Consider the following 13818-nt stretch of genomic DNA (forward strand, 5'->3'; position numbering starts at 1 on the left):
GGGCATCCGGTCCCGGTCCCCGGTCCGTTCCGCGGCCGGAACGCATATGCGCGGACTCCGGTCGCGAGCACCGGTTGGCCGGTACGGCGATCCACTACCCCACCGAACCGTGTGGGAGACCACGCCGCGTAGAGCCGGAAGGAACGATGACGGTACGAGGGGTGACGAGCACTCTCGCCGATGCTTCCTGGACGGTGGCCACGCTGCCGTTGCGACTCGCCGCGATCCCCGCCCGTATAGCCAGCCGCGTGCTGACCGCACCGGGCACCGACGGCCAGCACGGCGAGCAAGCCACCGGACTGGATGGCGGACAGGGTAGCGAGCCTGCCACCGACACCGGCGCCGCCGCGACGGCGACGGCCAGCCGGGCCCGCAATGGACTGCCCACCCACGCCGAAGACACCGGAGACGTCGAAGACACCGGGGACGCTGCCGACCCGGCCTCGCTGGTCGGTAAGGTCGCCGATCTGCTCGGCGACGGGGCCGAACGCGTCGAGGAGTTCGTCGAGGACGGCAACGAGCTGCTCGACGAGGTCGTGACCGAGACCGTGGACCTCGTCGAGGACACCGTCGGCAGGCACCGCCGCGTGTGGGAGGACGAGGAGCACGGACACGCGCACATCGAGGTGCACGGCATCTCGGAACCGGAGGCGGTCGGGCTGCGTCGGGGCATCGCCCAGCGACTGCGCCAGCTCGACGACGTGCACTGGGCCGAAGTGAACGCCATTACCGGCCGTGTCGCGGTCGCTTTCGAGGGCGGCACCACCACCCTGACCTCGCTGATCGAGATCATCGAAGGCCTCGAACGGCTGCACGGAGCCCGGCGGGAGGAGTCCCGGCCCGGCTGGGACACCGACGAGCGTGCCGAGCATCCGGCCGATGTGGAACCCGTGAACCGCGTCATCGCCATCATGGTCGGCGACGTGCTCAGCCTCGGCTGGTCCGTCACCGGGCGGGTGGCACGGCTGGCGCGACTTCCCGTCGAGTACGCCGGGCTGATCGGCGCACTCAACAACCACAGCTGGGCAAGGGAACGGATCGAGCGCGTGCTCGGCAGGCGCGCCACCGCACTCGTCCTGCCGCTGGCGGGCGCCGCGGCATCGGGTTTCGCGCAAGGACCGGTCGGGGTCGTGGTCGACCTCGCGCAGCAGACCCTCACGCTCGGCGAACTCCGCGCGCGCAGGCATGTCTGGCAGCAGCGCGAGCCGGAACTGTACGCGGCGTGCGGCGACGAGTCCATCGAACCTCCCGACATCGGACCGCGTCCCGTCCCGCTGCCCGACGGGCCGATCGAGAAGGTGACCCGCCGCCTGTCACAAGCCTCCCTCGGCGGTTTCGGCGCCACCCTGCTCGCCACCGGTGACCCGCGCCGCGCCACGGACGCGTTCCTGGCAGGCACCCCGCGCACCGCCCGGATCGGCCGCGAGGGCTTCGCCGCTCACCTCGGACGTACCCTCGCCTACCGGGGGACGATCCCACTGGACGGGTCCGCGCTGCGCCGCCTCGACCGCGTCGACACGGTCGTGCTGGACGCCGACGTGCTGGTGACCGACCGGTGGCGGATCCACGAGCTCGCGCGCCCCGACGGCACACCGCCCACCGACGCCGCGTGGCGCATGGCCGAGACGCTGTTCGATGTGGACGACCCGCAAGTGGCACGTGCCGAGCATGACTGGCAGCTCGTGCCCTACCACGAGTTGGAAAGCGACACCGCGCGGCACACCGCGTCGTCACCGCCGTCCCTCCCGCCCGGTGCGACCACCCTCGCCACGGAGATGCGCGAACGTGGCGGCATCGTCCTGGCGCTGCTGCATCGCGGCGAGGCCTCCCATCTGGTCCACGCGGTACCCGAGTTCGACCCAGGGCTGGAACGGGTCACCGAAGCCGTTCGCCGCTGCGGGCACCGGCTCGTGGTGCGCAGGCGCAACCACCACGCGGGGGCGCCCGACGAACAGCAGCTGGGCGCCGACCGGCTACTCGAAGCCGACTGCGACCTCGGAGCGGCGGTACGCGGGTTGCAGGCGGAGGGCGCGGGCGTGTTGGTCGTGGCCCGCCAGGGCCATGCCGCGCTGGCCGCCGCCGACGTGGGGGTTGGCGTGGTGGCACCGACCGGCAGGCCCTCATGGGGAGCCGATCTCATCCTGGGACGGGAGCTCGCGGACGCGGCCACGCTGATCGACGCCACCAGCGTCGCGCGCCAGGTCAGCACCCGCGCCGCGCAGTTCGCAGCAGGCGGTTCGGCGCTGGCTGCGCTGGTCGCGCTGACCGGGCCGAGGCTGGCGGCCGGCTCGCGGGCGATGGCCATGGCCGGCGGCGCGGCCGCCGCTTCGCTGATCGCGGGCACCTGGGCCGCCGTGCGGCTCGCGCACACACCCCGCCCGAGGGTTCCCGATCAGGGCCGCTGGCACGCGCTCCATCCGAGTCGCGTGCTGGCCATCCTGGGCGGCGACCCCGACCGGGGCTTGAGCGAGCAGGACGCGGCGCAGCGCCGCTCCACCGCAGGCGGCGGCGGGCGCGAGGTCTCGCCTGCTGAGCCGTTCCTCGCGGAGCTGGCCAACCCCCTCAACCCCATCTTGGCGGCGGGTGCGGGGCTGTCCGCCGCCGTCGGATCGATGACCGACGCGGGGCTCGTGCTCGGGCTCATCGGCCTGAACACCGCCGTGGGCGGCCTCCAGCGGCTGCGCGCCGACACCACGGTGCGTCGGTTGCTCGAAGACGACGTGTCCTGGACGACGGTGCTGCGCGACGGCCGCGAGATCACCATCGCCGAGGACCGGTTAGTGCGCGGCGACGTGATGCTGCTGCGCGCGGGCGACGTGGTGCCCGCCGACGCACGTGTACTCGACGTCGACGGGTGTGAGGTCGACGAGTCGAGCCTGACCGGCGAATCCCTGCCGGTGGCCAAGACCTCCGAGGCGTGTCCCGGTGCCGACGTGGCCGATCGCCACTGCATGCTCTACCAGGGCACCACCGTGGCCTCCGGCTCGGTTCGTGCCGTGGTGACCGCGACCGGCGAGCACACCGAGGTGGCACGCAGCCTCGCGCTGGCAGGACCGCCACCACCCAGCGGGGTGGAGCTGCGGCTCGAACAGCTCACCCGACGGTTGCTGCCCGCGGCCATCGGCACCGCGGCGGGGATCGCCGGTATCGGGTTGCTGCGCCGCTGGCCGCTGCATGACATCGCGGGCACCGCCGTCAGCCTCGCTGTCGCCTCGGTGCCCGAAGGGTTGCCGTTCGTGGCAACCGCGGGCCAGTTGGCGGGGGCGCGCAGGCTGGCGAGTTACAACGCGGTGGTGCGCAACCCCCGCACCGTCGAAGCCCTCGGCAGGGTGGACGTGCTGTGCGTGGACAAGACCGGAACGCTCACCGACGGGCGGGTCCGGCTGGTCGGGGTCTCCGACGGGCGGCGGCTGGAGCCGGTCGGGCGCATCGGCGCCGCCGGTCGGGCCCGCGTGGCCGCGGCGCTCCGCGCCAGCGAGCAGCCGGACGATGGGCAGGAGCTGGCCGAGCTCGACGACATCGACGAAGCGCTGCACGAAGCGGCACGCGAGTACGGTGTCACCGCCGATGAGGACGTGGGATGGCGGGTGGTCACCGAGCTGCCGTTCGAGGCGAGCCGCAGCGTGCACGCCGTCCTCGGCTACAACGGCTCCGGGCATCGGCTGGTCGTCAAGGGTGCCCCAGAGGTCGTGGTCGAGGCCTGCACCGCATGGCGTCACGACGAGTCGCGGGTCGACCTCGACGATGCCGAGCGGGAACGGCTGCTGGCGCACGCGAGCGAGCTGGCCGCACGCGGCCACCGGGTACTGGCCGTGGCCGAGCGCTCCGCTTCCGAACGTCCCGAGCTGGAGACCGACCGGCTCGAACGGCTGACCCTGGTTGGGCTGCTCGCGTTCGCCGACCCGGTGCGTGCTACGGCCGCCGAGGCTGTGCGCGGTATCGGTGAGGCGGGGGTCCGCACCATGATGATCACCGGAGACCACGCCGAGACCGCGGCCAGCATCGCCGCCGAGCTGGGCCTGGACACCTCCACCTCGGTGACCGGAGCCGAGCTCGACGAACTCGACGACGAGGCTCTGGATCAGGTGCTGACGAAGGCGACCGTGGTCGCCCGCGTCACGCCCGCGCACAAGATGCGTGTCGTGGAGAGCCTCCAGCGGCGTGGGGCAGCCGTGGCGATGACCGGCGACGGCGCCAACGACGCCGCGGCGATCCGGCTCGCCGACGTCGGAGTGGCGTTAGGGCGGCGCTCCGCCTCCGCGGCACGCGAGGCCGCCGACATCGTGATCACCGATGATCGTGTGGAGACGCTGATCGCGGCGATCACCGAGGGGCGGGCGCTGTGGGGCTCGATCCGGGAGGCGCTGGCGGTGCTGGTCGGGGGCAACCTCGGCGAGATCGGTTTCACCGCGCTGGCCAGCCTGTTCAGCCGCAGTGCCCCGCTCCGGCCACGCCAGTTCCTGCTGGTCAACCTGCTCACCGACCTGGCTCCCGCGGTCGCGATCGCGGTACGGCCACCGGCGGACGTCTCCCCCGAGACGCTGCTGCGCGAAGGCCCCGATGTCTCCCTCGGCGAGGCGCTGCGCAGGGACGTCGCGGTGCGCGGCACCGCAACCGCGCTGGGCGCCACAGCCGCGTGGACGGTCGCGCGGTTCACCGGCACCCGCACCCGCGCGGGAACCGTGGGGCTGGCCGCCCTGGTCGGCACCCAGCTCGGACAGACGATCGCGGCAGGCGGCTGGCGCAGGCCCACCACCCTGCTCACCGGCGTGGCCTCGGGCATCGTGCTGGTAGCCGTGATCCAGACCCCGATCGTCAGCGGCCTGTTCGGCTGCCGCCCGCTCGGGCCCGTCGGCTGGTCGCTAGCGGCCGGCTCGGCGGCCGCCGCCACGATCGGCTCCCAGGTCGCCGGCCGCCTCGTCCGCCCAGACTCCCGAAGGCACTGAACGTCACCTCCGGAGGGTTGTTCACAAGCCCGCTGGCGGGGGGCGGCACAGCCGAGGAGCGGAGAGAAACCACAGGTGAGGCATGATGTTCGGTGGCCTGGTTCCAGCTCAGCGAGTGCATCAGCACCGAGCCCGGCACCTTCCCCAATGTCCGGGCGATATCGCTGAACGAACACCCGCGCTTCCACCGACGCCACACCTCACGCTCCTGCTCGCCCGACAGCCCCGCCCGACCAACCTTGTCCATCACAGCAACACCTAGCTCACTGGCCTCAGGCGTCACACCTCCCCCTCGAACGCGCCACAACTTCGTTGCTCGTCACGTACCGAGACCGTTACTATCAGCGCACGGGGAAACACGCCGAGGGTCGACCGGACATGTTTGGTCCACTCCCGGAACAACCGCAATTTCCGGTGTATGGATTGAGCAGAGCGTTTAATGGCACCCGATGGCTGGAGAAGTGGGATCGTTTCCGGCGCCCCGGCCCCCTTGGGTCCTACGCACCGATCTGGCATGTTGATCTCGGTCACGGCGATCCGGCTGGTGATAGTTCGGTGCTTGTTACCAGCACCGTGGCTAACCTCGAAACGCTACGTTATCGGAATTCCTCAGACGATTCCGCGCTCGTTGACGCGGCGCTCGGTGTCTTACTCGGGCTCATTCACTTGGCGTATCCAACACAAAGTAACGGTCGCCGTTCGGCCGAATTCTACCAACATTCAACGATACTGGAACAGTTGAGTCGTCAACCGGACACAGCCCCTTGGACGGGCGCCACGGGAACGGTCGACGGTGCGGAAACCGACTTCGCTCACTATCGCATAGGAGATGCCTGGTGTGCGATCGCAAATCTCGTGAGCAAGCAAGTTTCCCTGGGAGTCTACGGATGTGGCATCGAACTCGATGATTACGCCATCGAACACTGCAAAAACCTTGATATCTATCTACCGCGACGACACCTAAAGTGAACGCGACCCTTAAACTGAGGATATCTAACAAAAATATATAGATGAAACGTGGGGGCAATACCGAAAAGAGTGCCACTCAAGCAATTACTGAATACTTCTATTCTAGCTTTCACTCTTTCGCTCCTGCCGTCAGCGGTCGCCGCCGGCGAGCCCGACACCTTTCGGCCTCCGAACTGCGGTGACACCGTTTTCGCAACCCAGGTCGAGCATGATATGCTAAGTAATACTGCTAGTTTCAGAATCATTGGTGTGGACCTTGGCCCGTGGCTTAGCACAAGCGAAGAAGGGATACTTTGGGTAACTGTTACGGGGTCCGACGGTCAGACAGATGAAATGCCGCCGTTCCCAGCATCGAGTCGAGGCGGGGCAAGGACCGGGTTCATCTATGCCACTGACGATGCGCACGCTCCGGGAGACTCTCACGCAATTGTTGGAGTATCGATCGAGGACTCCAATGGAGTAAAAAGATGCCAGAACAGTTTCAGAGTTTAGCACCCTTATTCAGTAGCCGGCCTATTCACCGCAATACGGGTTCCGGACATCTCCTGTGACCTGCGGTCGTCGGCCGCGAGTCACTCGAGGGCGAGCCTCGTCCACCGACTTGTGAATAGACCTCTGGGTGTTGCGGGACATGACGTTGGCGTCGGCTGACGGGGTCTGACACAGGGGACGGCTACGGGTCTTTCGGCGGCAGGATGAGAAGTGATGGCCACTCGTCCGCCGTACAGAAAGACCCGTCCCGTGTCACACCGTAACGCCCCGCTGTAGGTCGAAGGCCGTGGTCGCCTCGAACCGCACACTCCGGCGGATCTCCGCTCGCTGGCCCGGCCACATGGTCCAAGCAGGTCGATTCGCCGAACCGAGCTCAGGCGACGAGACCGCGAACAACCATCGACACACGCCACTAGATCAGCTCCAGCGGGTCGAGCTGCACGCGGACCGGATCGGCCGCCTTGCGGGCGCTACGACCGGCCTGGGCGGCGGCGAGCCGCGTCGCGAGTTCCCTGCCGCCGGTGCGCGCGACGCGGATCAACACGCGCTCGACCTCCTCCTCCCCTTCGGCGGCCGGTGCCACCGAAACCGGTCCGAGTACCTCGGCCTCCTCCGGCAGCGCCAGCTCCATCAGGAAGTCCGCCAGCACATCCGCCCTGGCTTGCACGCTGGCGATGCGCACCGCAGGCGGGAAACCCAGCGAGCGTCGCTCGGCCAGCTCCCGCTCGGCGTACCAGCCGGGGTCCCACCGCAGCAGCGCCTGCACCTGCGGCAGCCCGCTGTCCGCACCAACCACGACGCGGCCGCCTTCGCTCGCCGGGCGCACCAGCGCGGCCGCTGCCATCCACCGCCGCAGCGCCTCCTCGCCCGCGCGCAGGTCCGGGCGCGCAAGCAGCGCCCACCCGTCCAGCAGCAGCGCCGCGCCGTAGCGGCCCTCGGCCACCGGTTCCGCCCCGGGCGTGGCCACCACCACGGCTGGCTTGTCCCCGACCGAGTCGAGTACCTCGGACCCACCGGAGGTGCGCACCGCGGTGCCGGGAAACGCCCTGCCGAGCTCGTCCGCGGTGCGCTGCGCGCCGACCACCACCGCACGCAGCCGAGTGGCCGCGCAGCTCGGGCAGCGGAAGTGCGATTCGACCGCGCCGCACCAGCGGCAGTGCGCGTCCCCGCCGCCCGCGTCACCACCGGCCGCGCCCGCCTCGCCGCCGTGCCTGCCGCGCAGCGCCAGCGGGCCCGCGCACTGCCTACAGCGGGCGGGCTCCCGGCAGCGGGCGCACGCCAGCGCGGGCACGTACCCGCGCCTCGGGACCTGTACCAGTACGGGTGCGCCCGCTGCCAGCGCCGCGCGGGCAGCCTCGAACGCGGCCGCTGGCAGCCGGGCAGCACCGGCAGCCGGATCCCTGGCCAGCTCGTACTCATCGCCGAGCCCCACGGTGCGGGGCGCGGCTGCGCGGACCTCCTCCCTGGTGGCCTGCACCGGGTGCGCCCAGCCGGATTCGAGCAGCAGCTGCGCCTCGGCGGTACGCGCGAAGCCCGCTACCACCACCCCGGTGCCGCTGCCGTGCCCCCGCTGGATCAGCACGTCCCGCACGTGCGGGTACGGCGACCGTGGCTCGGCGTGCAGGTCGTCACCGTCATCCCAGACCACGAACACCCCGGGCGAGGTGACGGGCGCGAACATCGCCGCGCGGGTGCCGACCACGATCCGTACCCGACCGCGGCGCACCGCGAGCCACCGACGGTACCGCTCGGCGGGGCCGAGACCTGCGGTCAGCGCGACCACCGCCTGGCTGCCCGCGAGGTCCGCGCAAGCGGTGTGCACCCTGGTGAGGTCACGGTGATCCGGCACAACCAGCAGCGCCGACCGGCCGGCCCCGGCCACCGTCACGGCCATCTCGGCCAGCCGCATCGGCCAGTCCTCACCCGGCAGCGCCTGCCACACCGCGTTGGCTCGCTTGCCGCCTGCCAGCGCCGACAGCAACGCAGTACCGTGCTGATAGCGTCGCCACCCTGCCTGATCCGGCGCGGCGGGCGCCACCGAGCCGATGTGCCCGCCTGCGTCGCCCGCGTCGCCAGAGGGGGCTTCCCGCTCGGCTCTGGCGTGGCGGGGCGGGATCGCCAGCCGCAGCACATCGATCATCGTTCCCGCATAGCGGTCCGCGACGCCCCGCGCCAGGGCGGCCAGCTCCGCGCTCAGCACCGGCTCGCTGGAGATCACCCGTTCCAGGTAAGACAGCCGCCCGGAGTGCTCGCTGTCGGCGACCCGCTCCAGCAGGAACCCGTCGACCAGCTGGCCCGCGAACCGCACTCGCACCCGGCAGCCCGCCACCGCGGCCTCGTGGAGCGTGTGCGGGACCAGGTAGTCGAACGGCCGGTCCAGGTGGGCAAGCGGCACGTCGACGTACACCCGCGCGACCGGCGCCTCGGCCGCCGGCCTGCGCTGCCCCTTCCTGCTACGGCTCGCTGTTGCCATCGCTGCTCTTGTTACCAGGGGCGGTGAGGGCGCCTCCGGATACCCCTTGGTTCACCCGACGCTCAACCGCTGCACCCCCCACTACCGGATCGAACGATTCGCATCTCTGACACCCATCATCGCAGCGGATACGGCAGAATCACCCGGATCAGCCACCGGAAGGCAAGGGGGGTTCGTCCGTGGCCACACCGGAGATCCGCACGTTCCGCGAATCCGACACCGAGCCGCTACGCGCGCTGTTCGCCAGCGCGGGGCAAGGCGCACCACCCGACGCGCTCTGGGGACACCGGGACTCCGAGACCGACGTCTACCTCGCTCCCTATATGGACCTCGCGCCGGACTCGCTGTTCCTCGCGTTCCTCCACGGGACCATGGTGGGCTACCTGACGGGCTGCCTGGATACTTCCGCCCTACCGAGCGAGCGCGAGCGGATGGAACGGGCCATCCGGCGGCACCGGCTGATGCTCCGGCCTCGCTGCCTTCCCTTCTTCGCCCGCAGCCTGCTCGACTCGGCGGGCGCGCGGGTACGCAGGCACCCTCCCGTCGTGGAACTCGATGATCCGCGGTGGCCCGCCCACCTGCACATCAATGTGCTGCCGCAGGCACGGGGCACCGGAGTCGCCGCCGCATTGATGGAACGCTGGTTCGACCGTCTCGCCGACACCGGCACCCCGGGCTGCTATCTGCAGACGCTGGTGGAGAACACCCGCGCGGTGCGCTTCTTCGAACGTATGGGGTTCGTCGCGCACGGCCCGAACCCGCCGATCCCGGGAATCCGCAGCCAGGGCCGCCGCCTGCACCAGCAGACCATGGTCCGGACGACGTGACCAACCCGCGACGCGCCACGCTACGCCGCGCGGCGTAGCTGCTCGACCCGGTCGGTGCGCTCCCACGGCAGGTCCAGCTCCGGCCGTCCGAAGTGGCCGTAGGCGGCCACCGGCCGGTACCGGGTGTGCAGCAGGTCGAGCTCGGCGACCACGGCACCCGGCCGCAGATCGAAGACCTCCTCGATAGCGCGTTGGATACGGGCAGGGTCCACCGTCTCGGTACCGAAGGTCTCCACGAACAGGCCGACCGGCCGGGCCGTGCCGATGGCGTAGGCCACCTGGACCTCGACCCTGGACGCGAGCCCGGCGGCGACCACGTTCTTGGCGACCCAGCGCATCGCGTAGCTGCCGGAACGGTCCACTTTCGATGGATCCTTTCCGGAGAGCGCGCCGCCGCCGTGGCGCGCCATACCCCCGTAGCTGTCGACGATGATCTTCCGGCCCGTCAGGCCTGCGTCGGCGGCGGGACCGCCGAGGACGAACCGACCCGTCGGGTTCACCAGCAGCCGCACCTGCTCGGTGTCCAGGCCCAGATCCGTCAGTTCCGGCTCCAGCACCTGCTTGGTGACCTCGGGAACCAGCTGCCCCGCGAGCTCGACATCCGGTGCGTGCTGCGCGGACACGACGACGGTGTCCAGCCGCACCGGCTCATCCCCCGCGTACTCGACGGTGACCTGAGTCTTACCGTCCGGTCGCAGGTACGCCACGGCGCCGTCGCGGCGTACCAGCGCCAGCCTGTGCGAGAGCCGGTGGGCCAGCGCGATCGGCAGCGGCATCAGCTCCGGCGTGTCGGTACACGCGTAGCCGAACATCAATCCCTGATCGCCAGCTCCCTGGGCGGCAGCAAGGGAGGTGTCCGCCGCCTGGCCGCTCCGGGACTCGTACGCCTGCGCCACCCCCTGCGCGATGTCCGCCGACTGCGTGCCGATGGCCACATTGACGCCGCAGGTGTTCCCGTCGAACCCTTTGTCGGACGAGTCGTAGCCGATCTCGACGATCACCTCGCGAGCGATGCTCGCCACGTCGATCCACGCCGAGGTGGTGACCTCGCCGACAATGTGAACCTGGCCGGTGGTCACCAGCGCCTCCACCGCCACCTTGCTCGTCGGATCGAGCTCCATGAGCCGGTCGAGCACCGTGTCGCTGATGGCGTCACAGATCTTGTCCGGATGCCCCTCGGTGACCGACTCCGACGTGAAGAGCCTGCGGTGTGAACTGGTACTCACGGCGACCTGCCCTTTCGCACTACACGGTGCCGTGTTCAGCCTAGCCGCGCGTCTCGCCTCCGGCACGGTCGCGCGCCAGGAGCTCGCTGACCGCGTCCCACAGCGCCGCCGCGAGCTGGGACTTGGAGCCGAACGGGATGGGGGTCTCGGCACCGTCGGCGGCCAGCAGCCACCCCGAGTTCTCCTCCACCTCGAACGCCTTGCCGTCTCCGACGGCGTTGACCACCAGCAGGTCGCTACCCTTGCGCCGCAGCTTGGCGCGACCGTGCTGGAGCACGTCGCTGCCACCGTCACCGGTCTCGGCGGCGAACCCCACGATCACCTGCGAGCCGCGCCGGTTCTCGACCAGCTCGGCCAGCACATCGGCGTTGCGATCCAGCACGACCGGCTCGGGTTCGGTGTCGGTCTTCTTGATCTTGTGTTCGACCAGCGCGGCCGGTTTGAAGTCCGCCACCGCCGCGGCCATCACGACCACGCTCGCCGACTTCGCCGCCTCGTGCACCGCGTGCCGGAGCTCATCGGCGGTGGACACATGCACCACCTCCACCCCAGCAGGCACCGGAAGCGAGGTGGTGTGCGCCGACACCAACGTCACCCGCGCTCCCCTGGCAGCGGCCACTCGCGCCAGCGCGTATCCCTGCCTACCGGACGACCGGTTGCCGAGGAATCGCACCGGATCGAGTGGCTCGCGGGTGCCGCCCGCGGAGACCACGACGTGCACGCCCTCGAGATCCCTCGGCAGGCCGTGCGGCTCGTCGATCAGCAACCGGGCCAGGTCCACGATCTCGGACGGGTCGGTCATCCGCCCCGGGCCCGAGTCGGTTCCGGTGAGCCTGCCGGTGTCGGGATCCGGCACGATCGTGCCCCGCGCCCGCAGCGTGGCCACGTTGGCGCGTGTCGCGGGGTGCTCCCACATCTCGGTGTGCATCGCGGGGAACAGCGCCACTGGGCAGCGCGCGGTGAGCAACGTGTTGGTGAGCAGGTCGTCAGCTAGGCCGTGCGCAGCCTTGGCGAGCAGGTCGGCGGTGGCAGGAGCAACCACCACCAGGTCGGCCTGCTGGCCGATCCGGACGTGCTCGACCTCCGGCACGTTGGCGAACACCTCAGTACGCACCGGGTTACCGGACAGTGCCTCGAACGTGGCCGCGCCGACGAACTCGAGTGCCGAACGTGTCGGCACCACCCGCACGTCGTGGCCGCACTCGGCCAGCCCCCGCACCACCTCACAGGTCTTGTACGCGGCGATGCCCGCGCCGACCCCCACCACGACGCGCGGCGCGCGCATTGCGTCCTCGGTCATCTCCGGGCTGTTCCTTCACAGGCCGTGGTGATCCAGCACCCCGCTGTACCGCGACCACCTACCGTGACGTGCGGTGAGCGAGCGGGCAGGCACTCGGGCGTGGCCTCGTCAGCGACCGTGCCCGGACACGTGCCGGTCACTCGCCCTCGGTGTGCTCGAGCAACCCGGAGTGGATCTCCCGCAGCGCGATCGACAGCGGCTTCTCGCGCGGGCCAGGATCGACCAGCGGGCCGACGTACTCCAGCAGCCCTTCACCGAGCTGGGCGTAGTAATCGTTGATCTGACGCGCCCGCTTGGCGGCGTAGATGGCCAGCGCGTACTTCGAGCTGACCCGATCGAGCAGGTCGTCGATCGGCGGGTGGGTGATGCCTTCCAGCTTCTCACCATGAAGGCCAAGAGTCGTGCTCACTCGCTGCGCTCCTGTGGGTGTTCGCCGCGGTCCTCGCGGCAGGCGGGAAACGGCTTCCCTGCGAGGTACCGCTGTGGTTGTGGCTGCCTGTCGCTACTTCCTGCTGCTGGTCACCGCTCGTCGCGATGGCGTCGACGCAGCTCCTAACTCACGGTCTTGCCGGATATCAAGGTTAGCAACTGCTCGGCCGCGGTGCGCACATCGGTATTGACAACGTGTGCGTCGAACTCCTCGGCGGCGGCGAGTTCCTCCGCTGCCACCGACAACCGGGTGCGCACCGCGGTGCCCTCCTCGGTGCCGCGACCGGTCAACCTACCGACCAGCTCTTCCCAGCTCGGCGGGACCAGCATGACCAGCTGCGCCTCGGGCATGGCCCGCCGTACCTGCCGCGCACCCTGGATTTCGATCTCGAGCACCGCGGGCCGTCCGGCGGCCAGCGCCTCGGTGACCGGCCCGCGCGGCGTTCCGTAGAGGTTGCCCGCGAACTCGGCGTACTCCAGCAGCTCTCCCCTTGCCGCCATGGCCTCGAAGGTTTCCCTGTCGACGAAGTGGTAGTGCTCACCATCCACCTCGCCCGGCCTGGCTGCCCTCGTCGTGACCGACACGCTGAAGTACACGTCCGGAACCAGCGTCCGCAGCTCGGCGAGCACGCTCGACTTGCCCACACCGGACGGGCCGGAGACAACGGTGAGCCGGGGGCGGGCCCGCGGGCCCGCCCCCGGCTCACCACCGGACGGGTTCGCCGCCGTCACTCGTCGCTGAACTCGGCAAGCAGCGCCTTCCGCTGGCGCTCGCCGAGACCACGCAGCCGACGGCTCGGTGCGATGTCCAGCTTCTCCATCGTCTGCTGCGCACGAACTTTGCCGACGCCGGGGAGCGACTCGAGCAGGGCGGAGACCTTCATCTTGCCCAGCGTCTCGTCCTCATCGGCCTGCTTCAGCACGTCGGCCAGGGTCGTGCCACCGCGCTTCAGCCGCTCCTTCAGCTCGGCGCGTGCGCGGCGTGCGGCAGCAGCCTTCTCCAGCGCAGCAGCACGCTGTTCCTCGGTCAGCTGGGGAAGAGCCACGATTTCCTCCGATACGCGTCATGTTCGCCTTCGTCGACGAGACGGTACCCATCCTCACCACCGATTCACAATGCGGGGTCGGTTTATTGGCCGGAATTTTGCCTAGTGCC

At 70.2% G+C, this 13818-nt stretch carries 9 protein-coding genes; 3 read left to right on the forward strand and 6 right to left on the reverse strand.

All coding sequences use genetic code 11. The annotated features are described in order from the left end of the window. Positions 1-146: 146 nt before the first annotated feature. Positions 147-4946, forward strand: a complete 4800-nt coding sequence (locus tag F8178_RS12400; RefSeq protein ID WP_317494910.1) for a cation-translocating P-type ATPase — start codon at positions 147-149, stop codon at positions 4944-4946. Between the two features lie 378 nt (positions 4947-5324). Then, positions 5325-5915 (forward strand): hypothetical protein, encoded by a 591-nt coding sequence (locus F8178_RS12405; protein ID WP_317494911.1) that lies wholly within the window; start codon positions 5325-5327, stop codon positions 5913-5915. A gap of 904 nt (positions 5916-6819) precedes the next feature. Here the strand turns inward: F8178_RS12405 and F8178_RS12410 are convergent. Beyond that, a complete protein-coding gene (locus tag F8178_RS12410; protein ID WP_317494912.1) occupies positions 6820-8880 on the reverse strand; it encodes a primosomal protein N' in 2061 nt (686 codons plus the stop codon). A 179-nt stretch (positions 8881-9059) separates the two neighbouring features. Between F8178_RS12410 and F8178_RS12415 the strand changes: the two genes are divergently transcribed. Further along, positions 9060-9707, forward strand: a complete 648-nt coding sequence (locus F8178_RS12415) for a GNAT family N-acetyltransferase (RefSeq protein ID WP_317494913.1) — start codon at positions 9060-9062, stop codon at positions 9705-9707. Positions 9708-9727: 20 nt separating this feature from the next. Here the strand turns inward: F8178_RS12415 and metK are convergent, their stop codons facing one another. The 5 genes from metK to mihF all read right to left on the reverse strand — a co-directional run bounded on the left by metK (position 9728) and on the right by mihF (position 13708). Continuing rightward, positions 9728-10933, reverse strand: a complete 1206-nt coding sequence (gene metK / locus F8178_RS12420) for a methionine adenosyltransferase (protein ID WP_317494914.1) — start codon at positions 10931-10933, stop codon at positions 9728-9730. A 40-nt stretch (positions 10934-10973) separates the two neighbouring features. Further along, the gene (coaBC, locus tag F8178_RS12425) at positions 10974-12233 is read right to left on the reverse strand and encodes a bifunctional phosphopantothenoylcysteine decarboxylase/phosphopantothenate--cysteine ligase CoaBC (RefSeq protein WP_317494915.1); all 1260 of its coding nucleotides are present in this window, start codon (positions 12231-12233) and stop codon (positions 10974-10976) included. Positions 12234-12369: 136 nt separating this feature from the next. After that, positions 12370-12642: a DNA-directed RNA polymerase subunit omega gene (gene rpoZ, locus F8178_RS12430; protein WP_317494916.1), complete on the reverse strand. Its 273-nt coding sequence runs from the start codon at positions 12640-12642 to the stop codon at positions 12370-12372. A gap of 143 nt (positions 12643-12785) precedes the next feature. After that, positions 12786-13394 carry a guanylate kinase gene (gene gmk, locus F8178_RS12435; protein WP_317494917.1) on the reverse strand — a complete coding sequence of 203 codons (609 nt, stop codon included), beginning with the start codon at positions 13392-13394 and terminating at the stop codon, positions 12786-12788. After that, positions 13391-13708 carry an integration host factor, actinobacterial type gene (gene mihF, locus F8178_RS12440; RefSeq protein ID WP_089301118.1) on the reverse strand — a complete coding sequence of 106 codons (318 nt, stop codon included), beginning with the start codon at positions 13706-13708 and terminating at the stop codon, positions 13391-13393. Before mihF ends, gmk begins: the two co-directional genes overlap by 4 nt. Positions 13709-13818 lie beyond the last annotated feature (110 nt).

It is taken from the genome of Haloechinothrix sp. LS1_15 (assembly GCF_033042135.1).
In the GTDB taxonomy this organism is placed as follows: domain Bacteria; phylum Actinomycetota; class Actinomycetes; order Mycobacteriales; family Pseudonocardiaceae; genus Haloechinothrix.

Coding starts and splice junctions, on each gene's coding strand:
- F8178_RS12400 (WP_317494910.1), top strand. CDS start 147: ATGACGGTACGAGGGGTGACGAGCACTCTCGCCGATGCTTCCTGGACG.
- F8178_RS12405 (WP_317494911.1), top strand. CDS start 5,325: ATGTTTGGTCCACTCCCGGAACAACCGCAATTTCCGGTGTATGGATTG.
- F8178_RS12410 (WP_317494912.1), bottom strand. CDS start 8,880: ATGGCAACAGCGAGCCGTAGCAGGAAGGGGCAGCGCAGGCCGGCGGCC.
- coaBC (WP_317494915.1), bottom strand. CDS start 12,233: ATGACCGAGGACGCAATGCGCGCGCCGCGCGTCGTGGTGGGGGTCGGC.